This is a genomic window from Paenibacillus swuensis, assembly GCF_001644605.1.
Lineage (GTDB): Bacteria > Bacillota > Bacilli > Paenibacillales > DY6 > Paenibacillus_N > Paenibacillus_N swuensis.
Genome location: NZ_CP011388.1, coordinates 631833 through 657225 on the forward strand (window position 1 = coordinate 631833; position 25393 = coordinate 657225).

Annotated in this window: 31 protein-coding genes; 11 read left to right on the forward strand and 20 right to left on the reverse strand. The window is 50.0% G+C overall.

Annotated elements, in window-relative coordinates:
• Positions 1-174: 174 nt before the first annotated feature.
• The gene (gene acnA, locus SY83_RS02765) at positions 175-2901 is read left to right on the forward strand and encodes an aconitate hydratase AcnA (protein ID WP_068604048.1); all 2727 of its coding nucleotides are present in this window, start codon (positions 175-177) and stop codon (positions 2899-2901) included.
• 326 nt (positions 2902-3227) lie between these two features.
• Here acnA and SY83_RS02770 read toward each other — a convergent pair whose 3' ends face one another.
• The gene (locus tag SY83_RS02770) at positions 3228-3974 is read right to left on the reverse strand and encodes an IclR family transcriptional regulator (RefSeq protein ID WP_068604050.1); all 747 of its coding nucleotides are present in this window, start codon (positions 3972-3974) and stop codon (positions 3228-3230) included.
• A 282-nt stretch (positions 3975-4256) separates the two neighbouring features.
• Between SY83_RS02770 and SY83_RS02775 the strand changes: the two genes are divergently transcribed.
• Positions 4257-5258, forward strand: a complete 1002-nt coding sequence (locus SY83_RS02775) for an alpha/beta hydrolase (protein WP_068604052.1) — start codon at positions 4257-4259, stop codon at positions 5256-5258.
• A gap of 64 nt (positions 5259-5322) precedes the next feature.
• Here the strand turns inward: SY83_RS02775 and folE are convergent, their stop codons facing one another.
• From folE to SY83_RS02810, 7 genes are all read right to left on the reverse strand, one after another.
• Positions 5323-5916, reverse strand: coding sequence for a GTP cyclohydrolase I FolE (gene folE / locus SY83_RS02780; protein ID WP_068610795.1), 594 nt, complete (start codon positions 5914-5916; stop codon positions 5323-5325).
• Positions 5917-5991: 75 nt separating this feature from the next.
• Complete coding sequence (locus tag SY83_RS02785; RefSeq protein ID WP_068604054.1) at positions 5992-6231, reverse strand: YneF family protein; 240 nt, start codon at positions 6229-6231, stop codon at positions 5992-5994.
• Positions 6232-6338: 107 nt separating this feature from the next.
• Positions 6339-7367, reverse strand: a complete 1029-nt coding sequence (locus SY83_RS02790; RefSeq protein WP_068604056.1) for an HD-GYP domain-containing protein — start codon at positions 7365-7367, stop codon at positions 6339-6341.
• 92 nt (positions 7368-7459) lie between these two features.
• A complete protein-coding gene (gene queG, locus SY83_RS02795; RefSeq protein ID WP_068604057.1) occupies positions 7460-8629 on the reverse strand; it encodes a tRNA epoxyqueuosine(34) reductase QueG in 1170 nt (389 codons plus the stop codon).
• A 16-nt stretch (positions 8630-8645) separates the two neighbouring features.
• Positions 8646-9248 (reverse strand): signal peptidase I, encoded by a 603-nt coding sequence (lepB, locus tag SY83_RS02800; RefSeq protein ID WP_068604059.1) that lies wholly within the window; start codon positions 9246-9248, stop codon positions 8646-8648.
• Positions 9248-9799 (reverse strand): DUF402 domain-containing protein, encoded by a 552-nt coding sequence (locus tag SY83_RS02805; RefSeq protein WP_068604061.1) that lies wholly within the window; start codon positions 9797-9799, stop codon positions 9248-9250. Before SY83_RS02805 ends, lepB begins: the two co-directional genes overlap by 1 nt.
• A 217-nt stretch (positions 9800-10016) precedes the next feature.
• A complete protein-coding gene (locus tag SY83_RS02810; protein WP_068604063.1) occupies positions 10017-10439 on the reverse strand; it encodes a GNAT family N-acetyltransferase in 423 nt (140 codons plus the stop codon).
• A 284-nt stretch (positions 10440-10723) separates the two neighbouring features.
• On the opposite strand from SY83_RS02810, the gene SY83_RS02815 reads away from it, so the two are divergent.
• Together SY83_RS02815 and SY83_RS02820 are read left to right on the forward strand one after the other, a co-directional pair.
• A complete protein-coding gene (locus SY83_RS02815; protein WP_068604064.1) occupies positions 10724-10906 on the forward strand; it encodes a hypothetical protein in 183 nt (60 codons plus the stop codon).
• A 118-nt stretch (positions 10907-11024) separates the two neighbouring features.
• Positions 11025-11639, forward strand: a complete 615-nt coding sequence (locus tag SY83_RS02820) for a superoxide dismutase (RefSeq protein ID WP_068604067.1) — start codon at positions 11025-11027, stop codon at positions 11637-11639.
• Between the two features lie 124 nt (positions 11640-11763).
• Here the strand turns inward: SY83_RS02820 and SY83_RS02825 are convergent, their stop codons facing one another.
• The 10 genes from SY83_RS02825 to SY83_RS02865 all read right to left on the reverse strand — a co-directional run bounded on the left by SY83_RS02825 (position 11764) and on the right by SY83_RS02865 (position 19411).
• Positions 11764-12141, reverse strand: coding sequence for a hypothetical protein (locus SY83_RS02825; RefSeq protein ID WP_068604069.1), 378 nt, complete (start codon positions 12139-12141; stop codon positions 11764-11766).
• Positions 12142-12230: 89 nt separating this feature from the next.
• Positions 12231-13361, reverse strand: coding sequence for an A/G-specific adenine glycosylase (gene mutY, locus SY83_RS02830; RefSeq protein ID WP_068610797.1), 1131 nt, complete (start codon positions 13359-13361; stop codon positions 12231-12233).
• A gap of 189 nt (positions 13362-13550) precedes the next feature.
• A complete protein-coding gene (gene acpS, locus SY83_RS02835; protein ID WP_068604071.1) occupies positions 13551-13943 on the reverse strand; it encodes a holo-ACP synthase in 393 nt (130 codons plus the stop codon).
• Between the two features lie 421 nt (positions 13944-14364).
• Positions 14365-14841, reverse strand: coding sequence for a DinB family protein (locus tag SY83_RS02840; protein ID WP_068610799.1), 477 nt, complete (start codon positions 14839-14841; stop codon positions 14365-14367).
• Between the two features lie 35 nt (positions 14842-14876).
• On the reverse strand, positions 14877-15686 hold the full coding sequence (nadE, locus tag SY83_RS02845) for an ammonia-dependent NAD(+) synthetase (RefSeq protein WP_068604073.1): 810 nt from the start codon (positions 15684-15686) through the stop codon (positions 14877-14879).
• Positions 15687-15805: 119 nt separating this feature from the next.
• Entirely contained in the window at positions 15806-16240 is a 435-nt protein-coding gene (locus tag SY83_RS02850) for a BrxA/BrxB family bacilliredoxin (RefSeq protein ID WP_068604075.1), read from the reverse strand.
• Positions 16241-16332: 92 nt separating this feature from the next.
• Positions 16333-16479 carry a hypothetical protein gene (locus SY83_RS22975; protein WP_157279771.1) on the reverse strand — a complete coding sequence of 49 codons (147 nt, stop codon included), beginning with the start codon at positions 16477-16479 and terminating at the stop codon, positions 16333-16335.
• Between the two features lie 80 nt (positions 16480-16559).
• Positions 16560-18038: an Lsa family ABC-F type ribosomal protection protein gene (locus tag SY83_RS02855; protein ID WP_068604077.1), complete on the reverse strand. Its 1479-nt coding sequence runs from the start codon at positions 18036-18038 to the stop codon at positions 16560-16562.
• A gap of 152 nt (positions 18039-18190) precedes the next feature.
• Positions 18191-18496, reverse strand: coding sequence for a thioredoxin (trxA, locus tag SY83_RS02860; protein ID WP_068610801.1), 306 nt, complete (start codon positions 18494-18496; stop codon positions 18191-18193).
• 75 nt (positions 18497-18571) lie between these two features.
• Positions 18572-19411: a phytanoyl-CoA dioxygenase family protein gene (locus SY83_RS02865; RefSeq protein ID WP_068604080.1), complete on the reverse strand. Its 840-nt coding sequence runs from the start codon at positions 19409-19411 to the stop codon at positions 18572-18574.
• Positions 19412-19540: 129 nt separating this feature from the next.
• On the opposite strand from SY83_RS02865, the gene SY83_RS02870 reads away from it, so the two are divergent.
• The 3 genes from SY83_RS02870 (at position 19541) to SY83_RS02880 (ending at position 22107) form a co-directional block, all read left to right on the forward strand.
• On the forward strand, positions 19541-20467 hold the full coding sequence (locus tag SY83_RS02870; RefSeq protein WP_068604082.1) for an AraC family transcriptional regulator: 927 nt from the start codon (positions 19541-19543) through the stop codon (positions 20465-20467).
• 94 nt (positions 20468-20561) lie between these two features.
• A complete protein-coding gene (locus SY83_RS02875; RefSeq protein ID WP_068610803.1) occupies positions 20562-21824 on the forward strand; it encodes a BaiN/RdsA family NAD(P)/FAD-dependent oxidoreductase in 1263 nt (420 codons plus the stop codon).
• Positions 21825-21837: 13 nt separating this feature from the next.
• Complete coding sequence (locus SY83_RS02880) at positions 21838-22107, forward strand: excalibur calcium-binding domain-containing protein (protein ID WP_068604085.1); 270 nt, start codon at positions 21838-21840, stop codon at positions 22105-22107.
• Between the two features lie 14 nt (positions 22108-22121).
• On the opposite strand, the gene SY83_RS02885 is transcribed toward SY83_RS02880, so the two are convergent.
• Positions 22122-22574 carry a hypothetical protein gene (locus SY83_RS02885; RefSeq protein ID WP_197479948.1) on the reverse strand — a complete coding sequence of 151 codons (453 nt, stop codon included), beginning with the start codon at positions 22572-22574 and terminating at the stop codon, positions 22122-22124.
• A 131-nt stretch (positions 22575-22705) separates the two neighbouring features.
• Between SY83_RS02885 and SY83_RS02890 the strand changes: the two genes are divergently transcribed.
• The gene (locus SY83_RS02890) at positions 22706-23101 is read left to right on the forward strand and encodes a hypothetical protein (protein ID WP_068604089.1); all 396 of its coding nucleotides are present in this window, start codon (positions 22706-22708) and stop codon (positions 23099-23101) included.
• 14 nt (positions 23102-23115) lie between these two features.
• Here the strand turns inward: SY83_RS02890 and SY83_RS02895 are convergent, their stop codons facing one another.
• Positions 23116-23490: a GNAT family N-acetyltransferase gene (locus tag SY83_RS02895; protein ID WP_082882270.1), complete on the reverse strand. Its 375-nt coding sequence runs from the start codon at positions 23488-23490 to the stop codon at positions 23116-23118.
• Positions 23491-23785: 295 nt separating this feature from the next.
• Between SY83_RS02895 and SY83_RS02900 the strand changes: the two genes are divergently transcribed.
• From SY83_RS02900 to SY83_RS02910, 3 genes are all read left to right on the forward strand, one after another.
• On the forward strand, positions 23786-24238 hold the full coding sequence (locus SY83_RS02900; protein ID WP_068604091.1) for a hypothetical protein: 453 nt from the start codon (positions 23786-23788) through the stop codon (positions 24236-24238).
• Between the two features lie 411 nt (positions 24239-24649).
• Positions 24650-25093, forward strand: coding sequence for an Hsp20/alpha crystallin family protein (locus tag SY83_RS02905; protein WP_068604093.1), 444 nt, complete (start codon positions 24650-24652; stop codon positions 25091-25093).
• A gap of 65 nt (positions 25094-25158) precedes the next feature.
• Positions 25159-25374 (forward strand): spore germination protein, encoded by a 216-nt coding sequence (locus SY83_RS02910; protein WP_068604095.1) that lies wholly within the window; start codon positions 25159-25161, stop codon positions 25372-25374.
• Positions 25375-25393 lie beyond the last annotated feature (19 nt).

Here is a 25393-nt window from a genome sequence, read left to right on the forward strand (position 1 = left end):
AAAGTTACACCGCCGCATCTAAATATATGAACAAATCGACGCATTCATGATTAAAAATGGACTTTACTGCAGCCCCGCAAGAAGGTATACTAAAGGTAGTTGTTCATTTTGAAATCGTGTTTCATACAATGAAACAGGTGGAGAGCATTTTATTACTAGGAGGCCAAACTGTTTATGTCGAAAAAAGATCATTTTTCCGTACGGACTTCGTTGTCCGTAGGCGGCAAGGACTACCAATACTATCGTTTGCAAGGGTTGGAAGAGAAAGGCATCGGTCAGGTTACCAAGCTTCCCTTCTCTATTAAAGTGCTGCTCGAGGCGGCTGTGCGCCAATTCGACGGCAGAGCTATAACGAATGATCACGTGAAACAAATCGCCAACTGGGCGGACGGACGGGACAGCAACAAGGAAATTCCGTTTATCCCTGCACGTATTGTGCTGCAAGACTTTACCGGCGTTCCCGTTGTCGTTGATCTTGCAGCTATGCGGGATACCGTGAAACGCGCAGGCGGAGACCCGAAACAGATTAATCCTCTGGTTCCTGTAGATCTGGTTATTGACCACTCTGTTATGGTCGATGCTTTCGGCTCCAAAGACGCGCTCGAATACAACATGAACGTTGAATTCGAACGTAACAATGAACGTTACCGCTTCTTGCGTTGGGCACAAACCGCTTTTGACAATTTCCGCGCTGTCCCTCCGGCAACCGGTATCGTTCACCAAGTAAACCTGGAGTACCTGGCATCCGTGGCCGCTTGCAAGACCGTTGACGGCGAAACCGAAGTTTACCCGGATTCCCTCGTAGGTACGGATTCTCATACGACCATGATTAACGGTCTGGGTGTTGTAGGTTGGGGTGTCGGCGGTATCGAGGCTGAAGCGGGTATGCTTGGCCAGCCGTTATACTTTGTCACACCTGATGTTGTAGGATTTAAATTTAAAGGCCAGCTGTCTGAGGGCGCAACAGCAACAGATTTGGCACTGACAGTTACCCAGATTCTCCGCAAAAAAGGCGTTGTAGGTAAATTCGTAGAGTTCTACGGATCCGGTTTGGATTCCCTGAGCCTGGCTGACCGTGCAACGGTAGCGAACATGGCTCCGGAATACGGCGCAACGATCGGCTTCTTCCCGGTTGACGGCGAAACCCTTGCTTACCTGAGAGAAACAGGACGTACGGAAGAACAAATCGCTTTGGTTGAAGCTTACTATAAAGCACAAGGCATGTTCCGTGAGGAATCCACACCGGATCCCGTGTTCTCGGACACAATGGAGCTTGACCTTTCCACGATCGTTCCGTCCCTTGCGGGACCGAAGCGTCCTCAGGATCGCGTTGAGTTGACCAATATGAAGGACTCTTGGAATTCCATTATCCGCACACCGATTGATAAAGGCGGATACGGACTGTCTGACGAGAAGATCGAAGAGAAGGTCGAAGTGAAACACAAGAACGGCGATGTGTCCACGATGGGCGCCGGTGCCGTTGTCATCGCGGCCATCACTTCTTGTACGAACACGTCTAACCCTTCAGTTATGCTGGGTGCGGGCCTTGTCGCCAAGAAAGCGGTGGAACGCGGCTTGATGAAGCCGGGTTATGTGAAAACAAGCTTGACGCCGGGTTCCCTCATTGTAGCGGATTACCTAGACAAAACAGGCTTAATGGAGCCGCTTGAAGCGTTAGGTTTCCACGTGGCAGGTTACGGTTGCGCAACATGTATCGGTAACTCCGGTCCGCTTCCGGACGAAGTTAGTCAAGCTATTGCCGACAACGATCTGACCGTTGCTGCTGTGTTAAGCGGTAACCGGAACTTCGAAGGCCGCGTTCACGCTCAAGTGAAAGCGAACTACCTGGCTTCGCCGCCGCTGGTTGTCGCTTATGCGATTGCCGGTACGGTTAACATTGATCTGGCCAACGATCCGATTGGATACGACCAAGAGAATGAGCCGGTTTATCTGAAAGACATCTGGCCTTCCTCCGATGAGATTAAAGAAGCGATTCGCGTCGGTATGAGCCCGGATTCCTTCCGCGCCAAGTACAGCAACGTATTCAACGCCAACGAGCGTTGGAATTCCATTCCGGTGCCGACAGGCGAACTGTACGAGTGGGATAAGTTATCCACTTACATCCAAGAGCCTCCGTTCTTCCAAGAGCTTGGTACGGAATTGGATGACATTAAAGATATTCGCGCGGCAAGAGCGCTGGCCATGATGGGTGATTCCGTCACAACCGACCATATCTCCCCCGCGGGTAACATCAAGAGCGATTCTCCTGCAGGCAGCTACCTGATGGAGCATGGCGTGGCGAAAGCGGACTTCAACTCTTACGGTTCCCGTCGCGGTAACCATGAAGTAATGATGCGCGGCACATTCGCCAACATCCGGATTCGCAACCAAGTGGCGCCGGGCACAGAGGGCGGCGTTACGACTTACCTTCCGACAGGCGAAGTGATGTCCATCTATGATGCATCTATGAGATATCAGGATCAAGGCACGAACCTGATCGTGATCGCGGGTAAAGAGTACGGGACAGGAAGCTCGCGTGACTGGGCGGCCAAAGGAACTTTCTTGCTGGGCGTCAAGGCTGTTATCGCGGAAAGCTTCGAGCGGATTCACCGCAGTAACCTTGTGGGCATGGGCGTTCTGCCGCTTCAATTCCACGAAGGTATGGGTTGGAAAACGCTAGGGATTACAGGAACGGAAACGTTCGAGATTCAAGGTCTGGGTAATGCCGTTCAACCCGGCCAAAATGTGAAAGTCACCGCAACACGCGAAGACGGAAGCACATTCGATTTCGACGCTATCGTTCGTCTGGACAGCATGGTGGATGTGGATTACTACCGGAACAGCGGTATTCTGCAAACTGTCCTTCGTCAAATGATCGCAGGCAGCAAACAGTCCGTGTAATCATAAATTATCAAGCCCCGCGGGGTGCGCATCAGGCGCGCCTCGCGGGGCTTTTATATGTATGTGTGCGAGGCGGTTGTTAGTGGGATTATGGCAAACATTTACGTTGAGGAGCATTCTAATTTCGTTGAATTTAGGACTATATAAGACCATCTGGACAAATAAGGAAGCGATTTACCTTCGTGTGTTGTGAAGAGTGCACACGAAGGTAGTTCGCTTCCTTATTTCCGTTATATCATAGGATTGGCCTGAGATTAGAGTAATGACAATGGACCTCAAAGTAAAGTGTTACCGAGTGCTATGCGCTTCGGAGAAGCTTGCCGCTTTTAAGCTTTAACCATTCGGCCCAAGCGGGCCGCCGTTTCCATAAGAACCGGCGCTTGCTCCCTCATCACTTCAGGCGTCATGCGGCTGGAAGGGCCGGACACGGCCAGGACAGCGATTAGCTGCTGCGACCGATTCAACACCGGAACAGCGACCGCAGCCGCTCCGGGTTCCCGCTCCGCGACGCTGGTGGCGAAGCCAAGGCCGCGAATTTCATCCAACTGTTCGAGAAATTCGCTATGGGCTACATGCTCCGGCCAATGCTCGGAGCGCATGATTTCCGATCGGGTGCCCTCTTCTGCGAAGGCAAGCAAGATCTTGCTCGACGCCCCCACATAGAGGGGCATCCGGGCGCCGACAGGGGCTACCCGGCGAATCGCCTGATTGCTCTGTACAGCTTGAATCCTTACCCGCTCCTGACCGTCCCGTACATACAAACTAATGGTCTCCTCCAACCGGTCCCGAAGCGCCTCCATTTCAGGCAGCCATAGTTGGGACGGTTCGTCCGCATTCGACATATTGGCTGAGAGCTCCAGAATCCGCAAACCAAGTCGGTATTTGTCCGTAGAATCATCCCTGATGACAAAGCCTCTGTTCTCAAGAGATGCCAACAATCGATGAACCGTACTCTTATGTAACCCGACTCTGCCGGCAATCTCGGTCAGGCCAAGCTCCGTGTCATCCGTGAAACATATTAAGATATCCAAAGCGCGCTCTACCGCCCGCACCGTTAATTTCGAATCTTCCATCCGTATCTCCACCCTCCCGGGTTTGTTTCACTATATGAAACTGTGTACCATTAGTATAAACGATTTTTGACCGTAAAGTAAAGAAAATCCCTGTTAAATTACAGCTATATTACAAGCAGATTACATTTTTATCAGACCATTGACCCACGCGACTTTAGACCCTATGATTGAGATAATACAAACTACTAAAACGCTTTCATTCATAACTTATACATCTTTCTTCCCAGAAAAATGTCCCTTGCACCCAGGAAGCCGACTTAGCAACAGACAGGGGGATTCACCATGAAAACCATCATCTTTTCTCCGGATTTCACGCCGATTCATGATCTGTTCGACATCGTTAACGCACGCGTGCGCAAGCAGCCATTGCTGTTGGCATCTGCCTGCCTGATCCTGTTACTGAGCAGCTGCGCTATCGCATTTCACGCGTTTATCGCTTACCGTTTGCTCAACCCGATCGTTGCGCCTATCGCCTCCAATCCACTGCTCGCCAAGGGAATGCCCTATGAGGATGTCACATTTCCAAGCGTTAACGGAAAGACGCAGGTGAACGGTTGGTACATACCCTCTGAGAATTCGACACAAACCGTAATTTTCAGTCATGGCTATGGCGCTAACCGCGAAGAGTACTGGGTACCCATGTATGATCTGGCTGAAAAACTGCACCTGCAGAATTACAATGTGGTCATGTTCGATTACGGATTCGCCTCATCCGTCAGTAAACAAGTGGTGACCGGGGGCAGACAAGAATCGCAAGAACTGCTAGGCGCCGTGAAATTAGCCAAGGAGCGCGGTGCGGATAACATATATATCTGGGGCTTCTCTATGGGCGCAGGTACCGCATTGCAGGCCGCGCTGCAGACAAACGCCATCTCCGGGATGATACTGGACAGCACGTTTATTCTGGATCCTGACACGTTATATCATAACCTGAAGAAATACATTAACGTTCCGAAGTATCCTTCGCTTTCCTTGGTGCGCTGGTCCTTCCCGTTCTTGAACGGCCCGAGAATGAATCAGATTCCGTATGAGCGGGTGAAGTCGACGAATTACAAGATGCCGATCTTCATGATCCACAGCACGCAGGACGAAAAGGCTCCATACAGCATTGCGCAAGGCATTGCCAAGAATCAGAACGTAGAGAAAGACTCCAACTTCTGGCTTGTGGATGACTCTATGCACGAGCTGATCTACCGGATGCACAGCGAGCAGTATCTGAAGAAGACATTCTCCTTCTTGCGCGGAATATCGGATCCGGATGATGTGCAGTTGGCTTTGAAATAGGTTATACAAACAAAACAGCACCTTACCGCCATCTGGCGACTAAGGTGCTGTTGTTATGTTCTTGCTAATCCCTGATCAACGACAAGAACTCCGACCGCGCCGCCGGGTCCGTACGAAACAGACCGCGCACCGCCGATGTCATTGTCCTGCTTCCCGGCTTCTTCACACCGCGAGCGCACATGCACAGATGCTCGCCCTCGACCACAACCATGACGCCGTGCGGCTGCAACACCTCGTCCATAATGTCGGCGATCTCCGACGTAATGCGCTCCTGCACCTGCAGCCTGCGCGTCACGGCTTCAACAAGGCGCGCCAGCTTACTTAATCCCGCGATTTTGCCGCTAGGAATGTAACCGATGTGCGCTTTCCCGAAAAACGGAGCCATATGATGCTCACACTGGCTGTAATACACGATATCCTTCACGATGACAAGCTCTTCGTGCTTCTCGTCGAATGTAACCCCAAGCACATCTCGAGGGTTCACGGAGTACCCGCCGAAGATCTCTTCGTACATGCGAGTTACACGGGCCGGCGTCTCCAGCAGCCCCTCACGGTCCACATCCTCGCCGATCAAACGCAGAATCTCGCGAATATGCCCTTCAATCGCTTCCCGGTTCTCACCGACTTGATCATTCAGATAATCTTTAACTCCCGCCATCATTCAAAACCCCCTCCGGCTGCACCGTTGTTACCAATGCCTTCACAGAGGCCTTGTCTTGGCAGCTTGCATGATTTATTTAAATTTCTTATTATTGTTCTTCATAAAGTTCTGATTCTTCATCATACCCTGCATTTTGTTCATCTGTTGCTTGTTGAGGTTGTATCCCATCTGCTTCGCCATCTGTTGGATCATAGCTGGGTCATTCTGCATCTTCTCCATCTGCTTGCGGAGATACCATACGCCAACTAAAAACCCGACAACTCCGCCCACCAACAACGTCACGATCGGAATTACAATGTTGTACCATTCCACGGCTCGTTCACTCCAATTAATGTGTAATTAAGAAATCATAGCTATCATAGCATGTCCGTTCGCAGGAAACAATTCACGAATTAAGGGCATCTGTGCCCTAAACCCGTTTAAGCAATAACACTTTCGATGAAAATCGTCGTATGTTTGGCCAAATCTATTTCTTTCACTTCAAAATCATCATCCGTCCCGTTCACAACACGCACAATCGGCCGAGACGGCAACCCTCTGTGTTGTCCCACGACGACCCCCATCTCCCGCGAGGAAAGCCTTACCGAAACACCGGTCGGATACACCGAAACGGTTCGTAAGAAGTCGATTACTGTTTCACGGTCCAACCTCGATTCCGCCAGCGCCATCATATGCTCGCAAGCCTCATGGGGAAGCATCCGCTTGCCGCCGACACGCTCATCGTGCAACAAATTATCATACGTGTTCGCCACGGCTACAATCTTCGCATACAGATGAATCTGATCGGAACCCACCTCGCGGGGCACGCCCGTACCGTCCTCGGATTCATGATGTTGAAAGGCCACATGCGCAATCAGCAAATTGTACTCACGCTTGTTCTTCAGCAATTCAAATCCCCGCCAAGTATGATGCCTGCGCATATCCTCGCCGTCGTCGTTATAGCTGCCTACCTTGCCGATATCATGCAATAATGCGCCGATGGCCAGCTCCTTCAGCTGCCCCGCATTCAGGTTCCGGTTTAACCCCATCAGCACCGACATCATACACACATTCATCGCGTGGACGTACATCTTATTGTCCTCCGTACGGATATCGGTAAGATGGACCAGCAACTCCCGGTTCTTCATCACGTCATCCAACAACTGGTCCATCGTGAGGCTGACCGCCTTGGTGCTGAAATCCTTGCCGGAACGGAGCGCTTCCATCGTCTCGGCCATCCGCTTAATAACCGCGCGTTTCGTCTCGTCCGATATCATCTCTTCGAACTCGATATCTTCAAAGTTCGGATCCTTGATATACACCATCGTTACACCAATCCGCTTAAGCGTATTGATCATAAATACCGTTAACTGCACACCTTCCGAAAGCAACACCGTACCTGAGCTGGAATAGATGGTTTTACCCAGAAGATCGCCTTGCTCCACCGACTCAATATGAACACATTTCATTAGGTCCACTCCATGAATGACTTATTTACACAGATGTCTAAACTTTATGACAAAATAATCTAATTTCATCATAATACAAGTTCCCTTCGGAATCACCCTGTTTTTAGTTTATTTATAGCTTTGTGTAAAGCTTCGGTAACCTGCGGATCTTGCTCTGTAGCAACAGCCCGTTCTAACGAGTCACGGGCTTCCGCGGTACCGATTTTCCCGAGCGCCCAGGCGCAGGTTCCCCGAATCTCCGGCCGCACATCCTTCATCAGCATGTCCGTCAGCGCCGGAACGGACGTCGGGTCCTTGAAGTTGCCCAGCGCGATCACCGCATTGCGCTGGATTGGCTTCTTCCCTCGCCACGAGGCGGAAATTCCGCCGAATCGATCCTTAAACTCCTTGTTGGTCATCGTAAGCAACGGAACAAGCAATGGCTTGACCAACTCGGGATCCGGCTGCATATCCTCATGATGCGTCCAGTTCTTCTTCCGATTCTTCGGACAGACGATCTGACACGTATCACAGCCATACAGCCGATTGCCGATCTTCTCCATCATCTCTTCGTCCACCCAGCCCTTGGTCTGGGTGACGAAAGACACGCAGCGGGAAGCGTTCAGCTGCCCGGGGGCCACCAGCGCGCCGGTAGGGCAGGCGTCGATACAGAGCGTGCAATCGCCGCAATCCTCCGTAATGGGCGTGTCGGGGGCGAAGGGGAGATTCGTAATCATCTCTCCCAAGTACACCCACGATCCCCATTCCGGCGTGATAATGGCGCAGTTCTTGCCGCTCCAGCCTACGCCCGCCCGCGCCGCCACCGCGCGATCCACCAGAGCTCCGGTATCGACCATGCTTTCAAGGCGCGCCCCGGGAACCCGTTCCCGGATGAAGGCTTCCAGCCTTGAAAGGCGGTCGCGGAGCACCTGGTGGTAATCCCGGCCCCACGAGGTCCGGGAAATCATGCCGCGGCGCGCGCCCGGCTCGGACTTCGGCGGATTCGCCAGTTTGGACGGATACGCCACCGCTATCGAAAGGATGGATCGCGGTTCCGCGAAGCTGAGCTCCGGGTATACACGCTTGTCCAAATCCGGCTCCTCAAAGCCCGATTCATAGCCTTGCTCCCGGTGGTTCCGCAATATATCCTTCATCTCCAGAAACGGATCGGCCGTCGTAAACCCAATGGAATCGATGCCGAGTCCGGGAGCGGCTTTCTGGATGTCTTCTTTCAGCGTATGCCAGAACGCCGCCTCCTCAGGCACGCTCCCGGTCGTTGTCATGATTCTCACCTCGCTTCTACAAACTTCCAATTTGCCTCATTGGCCACAAGATAAAGTCCGCGCGCCCCTTAATCAACTCTTCGGAAACCGGCCCAAAAAACCGGCTGTCCTTGCTGGCGTAAAGATGACGATTATCTCCCATGACAAAATAGTGCCCGTTCGGCACGGTCATCGGCGGCACGTCATTCCCTTCCACTACAGTATCCGTATAATGTTCCATCGTTGTGACACCGTTAACCATCACCCTGTGGTCGGCAATTTCAATAGAATCCCCGGGCAGTCCGATCACACGCTTTACCAAAAACTTCTTCTTCGGGTCGGCGGGCGAAGGATCCTCCAGAATCACGACATCACCGCGGCTGGGACCGTCCCAGAGATACACCATCTTGTTAACGAAAAGCCATTCCTTCTCCTTCAGGGTAGGTTCCATGGAATGACCCAATACGGTTGAAAGGTTGAACACGAACAGGTGTAACGCAATAACCAAAAGCAGGGCGAAACCGATCGATTGAATCCATTCCGCCGCACTCTTCAGCGCCCCGTACTTGCCTGATTGCGCGCTTGGGGTTTCCTCCGCGGATTGCAGCTGTTCAGCACCGTCCGCCGGTCTGTAGTCCATCAAGCTTCCCCTCCGCTTAGCTTCCATGTGTTGTAATAGTGCTGCACAATATCATCCTGAAACGGCGGGATGCGATTGTTCACGCGCTCAAGCAGCTGTTTAAGCCCTTCTTGCACCTTATGCTCCACAACTTCGGAATAGTGCAATTTCAGTCGATGCGTGTCATATTCATCCTGATCCACAACCTGGATATCTCCGTTCGAGTGGCGAATGACATCCAAGTCATAATCGATATACGTAATGACATTCCCGTTCTTGTAGGGCGGTGAGGCGACGTTGCAATAATAACGCACCCCTTGATCTTCTATAAGCGCAACTACGTTAAACCATTGTCCGGGTATAAAGAAGGATACAGCCGGAATTCGGCTTACCCATTGCTTACCGTCGGCTTCCTGTATTTTCGTTTGGCTGTTGATCAGCACCAGCATGGATTCCGACGCATGGTCCTTATGCAGCATTACTTCGGGCACCAGCCAATTTTCCAGCCACATGCGGTGCAGATGACCGTCGTGTTTAAAACTCTTGATCACGGAAGACGAATAGGTTCCCATATTGTTAAAGCCCTCTATCTCTATAAGTTATAGCTATTATAGCACAAAACCATACCCTTTTGGGGTCTGCGACCCTTGCGTAAATCCCATAAAAACTTAACCCGGAGCCCTTTTATTTCATAACAAAAAAAGCACACCTGACAGCCCGTAAGGCTTAAGATCTGCTTAAACAATTCAAACCATTTCACGTTATTATTTCCGGCAAAAGCCGCACATGCTATCCAGTAATGATACTCAGCTTCTTAAACGATCTGAGAAAATCACTCGCCCGGTACCCCAAAGACTCGTAAAGCGGCAACAGAAACTCGTTATGGCTGTCAACGGACACCAAGATCCGACTTACCTTGCGTTGCACAAACTTCTGTTTCAGGTTTGCAATCAGTGCTTTGCCGATGCCTTTACGCTGGTAGGCTTGTCCCACCGCAATCCGGTAATAGTAGCCTTGATTGTTGTCAATCGTACCGATAATAATCCCGACAATTTCCTCATCGGACTCGGCTACGATCACAAGGTCGCTGTCCCATTTCAGTTGTCTCGCAAAAGCTTCCATCGTCTCGTCGTAACAGCTTTCCGTCAATACTTCAGACAGCAATTCCGTTACCGGAGCGTAATCTGATAATTGAAACGTTCGTAATAGCATCCTAGTCTCTCCCGTACTCTGGATATAGTGATGTCATGCGACAATACGACAAATCTCGATGATACATTCTAATTGTAAAAAAAACAGCGGAAAAGTCAAGAGAATGTTAACTAGAGGTTAATATACTAGTGAAAACGCTTTATTTTGACGTAAATGGGCGCAATTCGGCTGTTTTTGACTATATTTAAAGTTAATATTTTCAGAAAAGAATAAATTTCCTACTAATTTCACATGCTTTAATGTAGATTTTGATTCAATATGCCCAGGGAGGTGTAATTAGTACGATGTACGAAGGCAGGCCTTTTCAAGAGTTGATGGACACGCAAATGGAAGAATGGCAGCAGCATGAATTGGAATATCACCACAGTCAGATGAGTGATTACTCTCCTTGGCTCAATGCGCAAGGGACGTCCCTTCACGGGCAAATTATTAAAGAAATCGTAAATCGCGGCGGGATCGAGGATTAGCCGCCGACTTTAGAAACATACATGTTGATTTATTATATTAATTGGGTGATAATGTTGTTGAACGTCGAGCAGACGATTGTTTGCCCGGCCATTACATATTATTGGGAGGTAGTTTATTATGGCATTCGAATTACCGGCATTACCTTATCCGAACAACGCGTTGGAGCCTCATATCGACGAGCAGACGATGATGATTCACCACGACCGTCATCACAATACGTATGTAACCAACCTTAACGCGGCATTGGAAGGTCAAGCTGACCTTCAGAATAAATCCATCGAAGAGCTGATCTCCGATATTAACGCATTGCCTGAAGGCATCCGCAACGCGGTTCGCAACAACGGCGGCGGCCATGCGAATCATTCCCTGTTCTGGGAAGTAATCGGACCGAACGGCGGCGGCGAGCCTGCGGGAGCATTGGCTGATGCGATCGCAAGCGAACTTGGCGGTTTCGCGAAGTTCAAGGAAGATTTCGCGAAAGCGGGCGCTACTCGTTTCGGCAGCGGTTGGGCGTGGCTGAGCGTAACTGAAGGCGGCAAGCTTGAAGTTTCCTCCACTCCGAACCAAGACAGCCCGATTATGGAAGGCAAGACGCCGATCCTGGGTATGGACGTTTGGGAGCATGCTTACTACCTGAAGTATCAGAACAAACGCCCGGATTACATGAACGCGTTCTTTAACGTAATCAACTGGGACGCGGTTTCCGCTCGTTACGAAGCGGCTAAGAAGTAACTTGGATTTGACGAAGCGCCTCTTCACCTTTGGTGAGGGGCGTTTTTTTGATGCTTAGATAGGGAGCGGTACCCTAACCCAACAAAAAACCAGCCCGATTGTCGGACTGGTTCAGTCGTATATCTTAAGGGATTGGCGTCAATTGCGGGAGAAATGTCATTTCGGATTGCAGCGCTTTTTGGTTGGCGATCAGGTTGCCGTTAATGTCCAATGCGAATACGGTGGCCACCACTTCATTCGGCGTCGGTGTTGTCGCTTGGTATTGCACTTCATACCCGATAAATCCGAATACGCTGAAGTTCCGCAAATCAATGGTGTTCGCCGGAACGAAGAACACGAATTGATACAACGGCTCACGGATTAGCAGGTTATTTACATAGAACGCATGCATCTGGATGGTCGCACCGTTCACCAGGCTTTCATTGCTGATGCTCAAGGTATAACTCGCCGCCGTATTGCCGTAAACCCCGCCGTTGACAATAATGCCTGTTGTAAATGCCATGAAACTCACCTCGCTTTTACACATCTTATGCGAAGGTCACTTCTTGCACTTGGACAAAACAGGTATCCGCCCCGCAGGCGGTCCCCCATTTATTTCAAGTATTCCTTCACGATGCGAAGGAATACGTTCGGGAACGCGTACTCCCGCCAGGACGCGGCATCCACCCAGGCGCAGCCCGGGGGCGGCCCGCTGTCCCCGGCGCCCGCCGCGGCCGCGTCGGGGCCCGGGGCGAGCTCGCACACATACACCCCCATATTCCAATGAATATGGGAGAATGTGTGCTCCGCCAACATCAGCCAGCGCAGCGGCTGTATGTCCAGCCCCGCCTCCGCGGCCAGCCCCGCGCGCAGCGCCTCCCCGGCAGCCTCGCCGCCTTCGGCGAAGGCCATGCCCGGCTCCGGCGCCGCGACGTGCGGCAGTTCCCACATTCGCGCGAGCAGCCCGGTGTCCGGCCGCCTGCGAATGAGGAACTGACCGGCGCGCTCGCCGGTGCCGGCGATGACGGCCGCCAAGCGGTGCTCGGGGCGGGGCGGCTTAGCCTTCGTCTTGACGGGCAGGGACTCTTCCATGCCCTCAAGACGGCCGGCGCATTGCTCCATCACCGGACAGGTGAGGCAATGCGGCGACTTCGGCGTGCACACCATGGCGCCCAGCTCCATGAGGGCCTGGTTGAAATCGCCCGCGCGCCCTTCCGGGATGAGCTGATAGATCAAGCTCTCCATGTAAGCCCTTGTGCTGCCCTTCATGATATCTTCCTCGATCAGGAAGTATCTTGACAGCACTCGCATGACATTGCCGTCTACGGCCGGCTCAGGCTTGTTGTACGCGATGCTTAAGATTGCGCCTGCCGTGTAAGGCCCCACGCCTTTCAAGCCGGAAATTTCCGGCTTCGTATCCGGTACAATGCCGCCGTAGGTCTCCATCACTTCCCGGACCGCGGACTGCAAATTCCGTGCCCGGGAGTAGTACCCGAGGCCCTCCCAGGCCTTAAGCACCTCATCCTCAGGCGCATCCGCCAATGCTTCAATCGTCGGAAACTTCTCGATAAACCGATGCCAGTACGGAATCACCGTGTCGACCCGAGTTTGCTGCAACATAATTTCGGAAATCCAGATATAGTAAGGATTTTTGTTGCGCCGCCAGGGCAAGTCCCTTTTGTGAACATCATACCAAGCCAGTAAATTTGTACTGAAAAATCGTTGTCTCTGAGCTAAATCCATCATCTATTGTTACGGCATGCCTTGTCCCGACAAGCCTCTCCCTTATGATTTAATGTTTGTACTTAACGCAAATGAACCCGGCCGCCGCGGCTCGGGCTTGGAAGGTTGCAGGTGCTGAAACGGTTGCTGCGCAGTAGCTGTATCCATGGTGATGATAATCCTTTTTTTATCCAAGTTGAGTGTACGTGTTTAATTCTTCTCAATTACCGAGAAAGCCGAAGCGAGTGATTCGCTGTGCGTGATGCTGATATGAATATGCAGCGGCACGTTCGCCATACCCAGTCGCTGCAAGGCGCTTTCACTTAGCGTGCAAACGGGTTTACCCTGCTCGTCGGGCATAATTTCCACATCCTGAAACCCGGTCTTGCGTCCAATGCCGGAGCCAAAAGCTTTCACAACCGCCTCTTTAGCCGCAAATCGTCCCGCAACGAATTCCGTCAGTCTCCCGTTCGCCTTCTCTTGCGCATAATCATATTCAGCCTGGGTCAGCACTCTGCGCATGAACAGGTCTCCGTAACGTTGCTGCAGTGTTCTGTCTATACGCCTGATCTCGATCACATCATGACCAATTCCGATAATCATCCTGCATCCCGCCCTCTGGTAGTCTGATCGATTCCACTATACTTAAGTTTACACGATTTACCCGGCAAAATGAATCTTTCGTCCCCCCGCATGCCTATATATTGTTTCCAATATTCTAACGAATCAAGGAAGTTCTTAGAAGTTAAAAACGCCCGCTATGAATTTCTAACGAATCGTAAACGTGTTTAAGTATGGAATGAGCAGGAATTTTAGTGTTTTTAGACCTTTAAGCGTGAATACGATTCGTTAGAATTCATGATTTGATCATTTAGTGCTCTAAGGCTTCGCTGAGTTCGTTAGAACATATTACTTTTAATCCGTTCACTAAAAGAACGCCTCTGTGAAGAGACGTCCTTAACTTGTGTTCATCCAGTAACTTTATGATGTGTTTAGTTTAGCGGGATACCAAAAACCAATCCGATTACTTGCCCGCTACCAGTTTCTTATACACCTTAATCATGCTGATATGCATACCCTCATGGTACAGATTAAACGTGAGGAATTCTTCTATCGAACCTAAACGCATGCCCGCGGAAGTAACGTAAGGCGGATCAATCGTCTGATGCACCCGCTCCGGCAATGTCGTCTGGATGCGATGAAGCTGCTCTTGCAGCAACGTCTCCAGCTCCTGCAGCGTCGGCACGGGGTAATTAGTAGGGGTTTCCGGCGAAGTGCCGTTCCCAAATTGCTCGGAGAATCCGTCGGGGAGCACCATCGGCAGTCCCGCGAAATAGAAAGCGAATCGCTCCGTCACCGTATAAATATGTCCCAGCTGCCAGCGAATATGGTTCCGAAACCCTTCGGGAATCCGATTTCCCTCATCTTCACTCACACCTTGCATAAACTTCAACGTCTGTCCTCTTACAAAAGCCAGCTGTTCGAACAAATAATTCCCCATGTCCATCGTCCTCTCCCTGATTGGTTCTTACAAACCTAGATTCCCGGGATTGCCGTACGTTTGTGCTCCGTCTTGAGGTAATGGCGCTCCAGTTTCTCACGTGCCTCATCGTTGATGGTCTTGCCTTCAAGATAATCGCTGTTATCTTCATAGCTGATGCCGAGTTCTTTCTCATCGGTCTGACCCGCCCATAGTCCTGCGGTCGGCGCTTTGTCCAGAATGCTCTGCGGCACGCCGAGTAAAGCGGCAAGCTGTCGCACTTGACGTTTGTTCAGGGTGCTGAGCGGCGTAATATCCACGGCGCCGTCACCGTATTTGGTGAAGAACCCGGTAATCGCCTCAGAAGCATGATCGGTTCCGACTACAATCAGATTGAGGTCAAACGCCAAAGCGTATTGCATCACCATTCTTGTTCTGGCTTTCGTGTTGCCTTTGGCTTCCTTGCTGATGTGGCGATGGATGCCGAGCTTTTTGTACCCAAACTCCACTTCGAGCGCGATCTCATTGACTGTATCCTCGATGTTCGTCTCCACGGTATGCGTCAGGTTGAACGCCTCGGCCACCGCGTAGCTGTCCGCGATATCTTCCTGCTCCCCGTAAGGTTGAAATACGCCCAGCGTCATGTAATCCTGACCGCTTTCCTCTTTAAGCTCGTCCGTGGCTTTCTTGCACAACGCCGCCGCGACCGCGCTGTCAATTCCGCCGCTAATCGCAATGAGGAGGCCGCTGGTACGGGAATTCTTCACATAGTCCTTGAGAAAATTCACCCGCTTGCGGATTTCCGCTTCCGGCTCGATCGTCGGTTGTACGCCTAATTTGGCAATAATCTCTTGTTGCAGACTCATGGGTTCAGCACCTCTATTCTTGTTTTTCTTATATGTATTTTTTTTATGAATGCAAAATAGATAAAGAGAAAGCGAGCAGCTCAGATATAATCTGAGCGAACTCGCCTAAGGCAGCAGGCTTAATCGCAGTGTTTATCGAAAGCTTGCTTCAATTCCGCCGCGATTTCATCCGCACCGCGGTTCTCAATCATGTGACGCTCGATGAAATGAACCAGTTCACCGTTCTTCATCAGAGCGATGGATGGTGACGACGGCGGGTAAGGCGCGAAATATTCTCTCGCTTTCGCCGTTGCTTCTTTCTCCTGTCCGGCAAAAACCGTGTAGAGATGTGTAGGTAGCTTCTCATTCTCCAAAGCGCGTGCCACGCCCGGACGACATTGTCCAGCCGCGCATCCGCATACGGAATTCACGACAACCAGCGCCGTTCCTTCCGCGTTCGGCAGGGATGCTTCAACTTGCTCCGGCGTCAACAGCTCGGTGATTCCGAGTCTGGTCAGCTCTGTGCGCATAGGTGTAACCATATCCGCCATGTAACGTTCGAAAGACATTGACATCTAACTTTCACTCCTTCAAGGGAATAGGATTAGATCATAATAATTCTTATCTCCCATTATACATCCCCCCAGAATGAAAGCAAAGCGGGGAGTTAAACGGATGGGCGATTTTCGCCGTCCAGCTTCTTATCGTAGCCCGCATCTCCGGGTTGATGCTTCTTCGTAACTTGCTTGGAGTTTTCGCGGGCTTGCTCTTTTTCGGCTTTGGATGATGAATCGTTGGAATTGGTTTGTGCCATGGAAAATACCTCCCTTCTTCCTGGTAGGGTTCTTCCGTAGTATGGATCTTTTTGGCATAAAATATGTGGAAGACGCAAGCTCAAAGTTCAATCGTCTTGGTAGCTATGTTCTCGCAAAACTCACGATCATGCTCTACAAAAAGGATCGTCGGCGCGTATTCCAGCAACAGCTCTTCAATCTGCATACGTGAAATGACGTCAATGAAATTCAGCGGTTCATCCCATATAAACAAATGGGCGGGCTCGCAGAGGCTTTTGGCCAGGAGCACCTTTTTCTTTTGGCCGCCGCTGAAAGAGGAAATGTCCTTCTCAAATTGCAGTCTGGAGAAATCAAGCTTCCTCAGAATCGCTTTAAACAGGCTCTCATCAATCCCGTGATGCCTGGCGTATTCCGTCAGATCTCCCTGCAGATGGGAAGTATCCTGGGAAACATAGGAGATCCGGAGCTGGCTTCCCATCCGAAACGTCCCGGTATGAGTTATATCTTCACCGATGATCATTTTAATGATACTGGATTTACCCGAGCCGTTCTTCCCGTACAATGCAATGCGATCCCCCTGATCAATGGTAAAGATTATATCGGAGCACACTTTTCTGTTGCTGTATAAGATAGATACTCCTTCCAGTTCAACTAACTGGTTCTTATGATAAGAAAGTTGGGGAATCTTTAAGCTGTCTGAGCTTTCCACATTCTTTAGTAGCTTCGACTTTTCTTCCATGGCTGATTGCTGCCGTTGTTCGAGAGATTTGGATCGTTTCATCATTTTGGCTGCTTTATGGCCGATGTATCCTTTATCCACCTTGGAGCCGGAGTTTCTGGTGCCGTTCTTCGTCTTCTCCACCTCGTCCGACCAGTTGCTCGTTCTTTTGGCGGATTCCGCGAGGCGTTTCATATCCTTCTTCAACTTCTCATTCTCAGCCAGCTCATATTGATCCTGCTGTTCTTTGTTACGCCACCAATCGGTGAAATTGCCTTTTTGAATCTCAATGCCCGTTTTGTTAATGGAAAGAATATGGTCTATACAATTATCGAGAAACGCCCTGTCGTGGGACACGAGGATAAAGCCTTTTTTGCCGCGAAGATAGCTGCTCACCAACTCCCTTGCTTCCATGTCCAAATGGTTGGTCGGTTCATCGATTAAGAGAAAGCTGTTCTCCTTAAGAAATAGCGCGGCCAGCATCACTTTCGTCTGTTCCCCGTTGGATAAAGAGCTGAAAGGCCGGTACAACACATCCTCTGACAATTTCAAAAGCGACATTTCCCGCAGCAATTCCCAATGCTCATAGTCCGGACCCATATGCCTGATCACATCCAGCGTATGCTCCTCGGTATGTTCTACATGGAATGGAAAATAATCGAACGCCACGCTTGCCGTAATGTGTCCGCTGTAATCATACTTCCCTTGCAACAACTGAAGGAAGGTGGTCTTACCCCGGCCGTTCCTCCCCGTAAACCCTAGCTTCCAGTCCGAATCTATATGAAAACTTACGTTCTCAAAAATGTTATCGTAGCTCCCGTCATAGGCAAACGTTAAATCTGTAACCTGAATCAATGACATCAACGCATCCCTCCTACCCTTGTAGCTTAGCATAGCGGGCAATTGTCATAGTAGAGACTGTTCATCTATAGATAAAGTATCCGTTAACTGCGCATGCAAAAAAAAAAGGCCAACCAGTTAGAACTGGTTGACCTTTGTATCACCGTATACGATTAGCTCAACTTCGCAAGCAAAGCTTCCTTGCTTTGTAAGCCGACCAGTTTATTCTGGAGCTCGCCGTCTTTGAAGATCAGCAGCGTCGGGATGCTCATGACGTTAAATTGGGAAGCCAGTTCAGGCTGATCATCCACGTTAACCTTCGTAATATTCGCGCGTCCTGCCAGCTCGCCTGCCAGTTCATCCACAATCGGAAGTTGAATCTTGCAAGGTCCGCACCAAGGCGCCCAGAAATCTACCAAAGTTGTACCGCTGGCAATGGTCTGATCAAATGTTTCTTTCGTTAAGGCTGTTGCCGCCATGTTCATCATCCTCTCCAATGAGTATGATTTCATTATGCGGCATACACTTACTTTTGTCAAGTAACTACTTAATAGTTAACGCTTATAGATGACCGGGAAATATTCGCTATCGAACTTCTGGCCGTCATATGGACGAGGACCTAACAAGCGAACGTTGTCATGGCGCTGTACACCCGCGCGGTAGGCGGTGCCTCCCGGCATGACATGCGCGACGACGGACAGGCGCGGATCGTTCGTGCGGTTCGGACCCGAGCCGTGGAACGTTAAGCCGTGATGGAAGCTGGCTTGGCCCGCCTTCAGGATACAAGGCTCCTCCACCCATTCGCGATCGGCGGCATACTTCGCCTTCAACTCCTCCATATTCTGATTGAAGAAGGAATCGCTGTCCGGAATCAATCCCCACTTATGTGAGCCTAAAATCGTCATCATACCGCCGTTCGTCAGATCGGTATCCTGCAGCGCCACCCATACCGTGATCATGTCCGGCCGGGATGAGCACTGCCAATATCCGTAGTCCTGGTGCCAGCCTACGTTGCCGTCATTGGACGGTTTGTCGCCGATGCCCGGCTTATAGATGACCTGATCATGCCACAACCTGATCTCATCTTCGGCAAGCAAGTCCGCGCACAGCTCACCGATGAATGGATCCGTCACCGCCTTACGAACTTCATCGTTAATCCACCAACCGTTATCCAGCTTCCGAAGCGCATCCGGGTTCGCGCTCAGCCGGAACGGATTCATGGAATATCCGTCCCCGTCATAATCCCCAGCCCATACCCGCTCATGCGCCTGACGCAAACGCTCGATCTGCGCATCGTCGAACAGCTTAGGCGAAATCCAGTAGCCGTCCCGGTTGAAGGTTTCTTTGTCCGCATCGGTAATCTTGTATTGACGTTCTGCTTGTAGTTGAGTCATGATATTGCCTCCTCGTGTGGTATTGATGTCATCATACCGCAAGTAAAACATAGTTGACGTTCTGTTCCATACCGAGTAGTATCAGAAACATTCAAACGCACACAGTAACATAGAGGGGTGATGCTAATCATGAGTTCTGACGAATTAAACTCTTCCCCGCGTGCTCTTCCTTCCGGCGAATCCCGAGGCACTCGGTGGACTTACAGCATCGAGTACAATCCTTCAATCCCCTCAGTCCCTGAGTTTTTCATGCTTGGGTACGATGAGATTCGCAAAGCGCTGCCCCTGTTCCATCATGAACATCCGGGTTGCTACGAATTCGTGCTCGTGGAACGAGGAAAGGCCAATTGGGAGCTGGACGGGAAGGTATATGAAACCCAGGCGGGTCAAGTCTTTCACACCCGGCCCGGCGAGAAGCATCGCGGAGAATTCAACGCCATTGAACCCTGTGTGTTATGGTGGGTTATACTTAAAGCTCCGCAAACCAAGAACTGGCTGAGGCTGCCGATGCAAGAAATTGAGCGTATTGATGAGAGGTTGAAGCTTTTGCCCAGAATTATTCAAACAGGGCTGGCTCCTGTAGATGCGCTGCGTAAACTTAAGCTCGCCCTGAACCCGGAACATCCATACCGCAGCACAGCCATTCGGCACGGTTTACTGGACATTGTCTTATCCATTATCCAGCCCGTCACTTCTGATCAGGAAGTAGCCGAAGATCTCTCGCGCCAGTATGACCGTCTTATCAGCCAAATGGTTCATGAACCGGAGTGGCGTCCGTCCGTTGACGAATTAGCACGCGCCGCGGGCGTTAGCCCCTCTCATTTCTACCGCACTTTCCAAAAGCATACCGGCGAAGCCCCCATCACTTTCGTGGAACGCTTACGGATTAAGAGCGCTTGCCGTCTCCTCTCCGAAAGTCAGGATCCGATTACGGCGATTGCGTTCCGCTTGGGGTATCCGTCGAGCCAGCATTTTGCCACCGTGTTTAAACGATTTATGGGGATGACGCCAACGGCATGGCGCAAGCTGCTTCATGAACAAGGAGTTCAGGAATAATTATGTTGGTTGTGTGCGAGTCTCGATATTTTGATATTGATGAACAAATGAATTATTGTAGAGGTACCATTATGTAAGAATAGGAAGATGCATGTTGAATTATGATGTGATTGTGATTGGCGGCGGATCGGCGGGTTTGATGGCGGGTATTGCTGCAAGCGCGGGCGGCGCCTCGGTGCTGTTGATCGATAAAGGCGATAAATTGGGGCGTAAACTCGGGATCTCCGGCGGCGGGCGCTGCAACGTGACCAATGCCAAGGAATTGGATGAGCTCATTAAACATATCCCGGGGAACGGCCGGTTTCTGCACAGCGCGCTGGCGACGTTCAGTAATAAAGATATTATGGCTTTCTTTGAAGGTCTCGGCATACGGTTAAAGGAAGAGGATCGCGGGCGGATGTTCCCGGTCTCGGATCGGGCGAAGACGGTCGTGGATGCTCTGGTGAGTAAAGTGAAGGCGCAAGGCGTGAGTATTAAGACGAATCAGCCGGTGAAGGCGGTAATTTATGAAGGCGGCGCGGTGGCTGGGGTGAAGCTGGCTGGCGGCGAGGTTATCGGGGCGCGAGCAGTTATTATCGCGAGCGGCGGGAAATCCGTGCCGCATACGGGTTCGACCGGGGACGGTTATGCCTGGGCTGAGAAAGCGGGGCATACGATTACGGAGTTGTTTCCGACGGAGGTGCCGATGACTTCAGGCGAGAGCTTCATCCAGAGCAAGGAGTTGCAGGGACTGTCGCTGCGGGAAGTGGAGCTGTCCGTGTGGAATCCGAAGGGCAAGAAAGTGATTACGCATGACGGGGATATGATTTTTACGCATTTTGGCATATCGGGGCCGATTGTGTTGCGTTGCAGTCAGTATGTCGTGAAGATCATGAAGCAGTTTGGCGTGACCAAGGTGCCGCTTACGATTGACTTGTTTCCGGAGAAGAGCGCCGATGAAGTGTATAGTGAGACGCTGGCGCTGGCCCGGGCTGACGCGAAGAAACTGATCCGCAACGTGCTCAAGGGTTACCTGCCGGAGAAGCTGGTGCCGCTCATGTTACGCAAAGCGGGTTTGGACGGGGAGCTCACCTATGATAACATTCCGAAGGCGTTGTGGGTCGAACTGTCGAAGCTGATCAAGAGCTTTCCAATCGCGGTCAACGGGACGTTGTCGATTGAGGAAGCTTTTGTCACCGGTGGCGGCGTGAACCTGAAGGAGATTGATCCCAAGACGATGGAGTCGAAGTTGATGCGGGGCTTGTTCTTTTGCGGCGAGGTGCTGGATATTCACGGGTACACGGGCGGGTATAACATTACGGCGGCGTTCTCGACGGGGTATACGGCAGGGAAATGTGCGGCGGAGAGTTTGACATAGGAGGTTTCTGATTATGAAGAAGTTTACAGCAATGTTGGTTTCGGCGATGGTTGGTATGAGTGTGTTTGCGGGGTTTACGGATTCTGCGGAAGCAGCTCCTAAGATCGTTGAGTACAAGAACTGCACGGAACTGACCAAGGTGTACCCTGGCGGTGTCGCGCGTACTGCGTCGGTTAAGAATAAAGGCGGGAAGACGAAGAAGAAGCCCTTCGTCTCCAAAGAGCTATACGATGCGAATGATAAGAGCGATAGGGATAATGATTTGATTGCTTGTGAGCGATGAAGTATGGGATGTTGTTACTTATAACCTTCCTGCTGGTCGATCATAGTTAGTTTATTTAACTCTAAGTTATATTCTACCTTTGTAAATCCGTCTCCATAATAATCAATATAGAAAATAATCTTATTCCCTTGCATGATATTTCTGTATTCTTTCTCGCCGATTTTTATGATTTGCAACTTCTCTGTTTTTGTATAATTAGTGAGATTCTTAAAAAAGTAGATTTGTTGATTTTCATGGTCTAATTTAAAATTTTTAATTCTGTATCCTTTAGGATTGATGATATATAAGTCTCCATCGGCCGTCGTTGTAATTAACGTGTTTAAAATAATTTTATCTGTATTCTCTTCTTGTTTAGCAACAATTGTTGGGACGCCGTCGTTAAGTTCTACTGTGAACTCTTGAGATATTGTATCAGGGAGCTTAACGTCTTCGTTTAACCTTTTGTCTTTGGACAGGGTAAAACTCACGAACATTATAATAACAACTATCATAAGCCATGTTAACTTTTTAATTAAAAGTCGCCCCTTTAAGAAATGAACTCAACAGATCGTACGCATACTTACAGCATAATTTAAGACTACATAAGGAGTTTGTCCCCGTGAAAAAGAAGTTGCTTCCAACCCTTGCGGCCATGCTTGTATTCACAACACTTAACACATCTACGACGGCTTCACCCAGCAGTTGTTATAACAAAAATAAGTTCTTCGGCATTAACAGTAACGATCTCGACCAATATCCTGACATTGAGCAAATGATTAAGGATAAAGGCCAAGAAAAGTATGTTATTCGTGATAATAAAATCTCCGATTTTATGAAGAAAGAATTAGGGATTGAAGATAGGTTTACTCCGAAAATTAGCAATATTGAGAATAAGATAGGTAAAGAACAAGTTGACCGTATCCGAAAGGAATATGGCCTCGGAGATCCTCCCGAACCTAGAGTAAGTATGGGGCAAGTTATTCTAGTAGAGTTGGATTGCGGGAGAATAGAGTGAGGTTTCCCTCAACATTACAAATCTTGCGACAACCGAATCATATCTCGGCAATGGATGCCGTTCTCGTAAATGACCTCAGGATAATGTCTGACAAAAAAGTCTCTATCCACGCCAACGATTCTGAACCCGCATTTTTGATACAGATATAGTTGCCCCACACTGGAGTTACCGGTTCCGACTTCGATAGTTTTGTATCCACTTACCTTCGCGGTTTTAATGGCGTGTAACACCAGTTGCTTCCCAATTCCTTGCCCGTGCCTGGATTCCATGACCGCAATGTTGACAAGTTCAACCGTTTCCGGCCGAGTCGGAAGTAACACATACACCCCGATAATTTCATGATTTAGTTCAGCAACATAACATTCACCCCGCCGCAAATAAGTCTTCACAACCTCCTCGGAAGGGTGCCCTCATTTGGCACCTTTCAATATCTAACGAATGCTCATAGCACTATTCTAGGTAATTCGGCTACTCTCGGCAACATTTGGATGCAATAGTGATACTGCGATTCGTTAGAATTCACTAAACCCTCTTATTGGCCTTCTAAGGCTGTGAGGATTCGTTAGTAGTCAAAATGATGTAATCTATTAGTCAACACACAATAGGTGGCAGTACTTTTTTAGTTGTAATGAAACAAAATAGCATCCGCACTCGTTAGTACTGTAACGCTAGGGGGAGATGCACATGAAATTCAAGCTAGGACTACTATTGCTACTGAACTTACTGCTGCTAACAGGTTGTTTCACGGGGGAAAGTGGGCTATCCATCTCCAAAGAGAATCTAACCTTGGATAAAGTAACGAATGCCCTCAATGCAGAAGGTATTGAAATGGTCCCCGAGGATATCGAGAAAGACTGGAAATTACATCGTATTAAACCACACAGATTTTCTGTGACTCAACCGACCGAAAAAACAATAAACAAAGAGTATATCTCCGTTTACATCTATCGTTCTGAACAAGCCCGTATAAAAGGACTTCAGGATCTTAATCACCAAAAGCAAAAATATGATATGCAAATACCCCTCATTTACGAGCACAAAAATGTGCTCATCCTCTACTGGCATCACCAGAACGTAGACGATGCAGAGAACGCCAAGTTTAATGTTCAAATTAAACATGCCCTCCAAGGACTTTGACCTATACGGATGCCCTAGTCCTTGGAGATCAACTTGACCTTGGCGGCATCTGACATTTCCCCATCGTCCGCGCTAACGAATCCGTATATCACTATTTGTTCCTAATTGGCACTTTTCGAAATCTAACGAATGCTCATAGCACTATTCTAGGCAAAATGGCCATTATCGGCAACATCTGGGTGCGATAGTGATACTGCGATTCGTTAGAATTCGCTAAACCCTCTTATTGGCCTTGTAACGCTGTGAGAATTCGTTAGAATCCCCAGGTTACCGAATGTCCAGCAAAGTTACTTGAAGTCATCGCTCCACTGGAAGCTCACAGATGTTAATGCCACTGGGGCTTTTCTCCCCCGCACGCCCAGCCCGCCCAGCGAATATACTGCCCTTATGAACCCAGACGGAGGTCCCGCTATGAGTCCGTTCAATGAGAATAACCCCTTGCAGCCTTGGGCGCATTTTGAGCAGATGTTCGGGATGAAGCTTCCCCGCTTGCCCGGCGGCACGGAGCCTGAGGCGATTGAAGCCTATGTGAATGAGGTCATCGACCGCTCCCTGCCCTTGACTGCACCTGTGTATCCCAGAGCGCTGCGGGCCGAAACCTTCGAAACGCATAACAGCGTGATTGTGAAGATTCGTATTCCGCCCAAAATAAAACTGAGAAACCTGCGTGTGCTAATCCATCCCGGGCATATCAAGGTGGAAGGTCTTCATCGTTCAAGGCCTCAAATCATCAAGCTGCCCACACTCGTGAACAAAAAGCGCAGCAAAGCGGTCTACCGCGACGGCATCCTGCAAATTCAAATCCGAAAGCATACGGCGAACGGCGGAGGATATCACGAAGTTTATATTCGTTAAAGTCACATGTTCTGGGCGTATGCCATACCATATAACAAACACGGTTAAAAAGAGGGTGTGACCGCATGCCGAATGTATTCAACATCTTCAATATTAAGATCAACAACGTCTCCAGCAACGGTTCGGTCAACATGGGGAACACGATTCTGCGGGGCAACTCGGCGGATTCGAAGGAAGTGGGCGGCAACAGCGTCATCGGCGACGCCAGCCCGGCCTATCAGGTGGACCGTAACGTCGTAAGCGACCCGGATCTGATTGACCAACCTACGAGCTCCTTGTGACCCTGGAAAGGAACCCGAA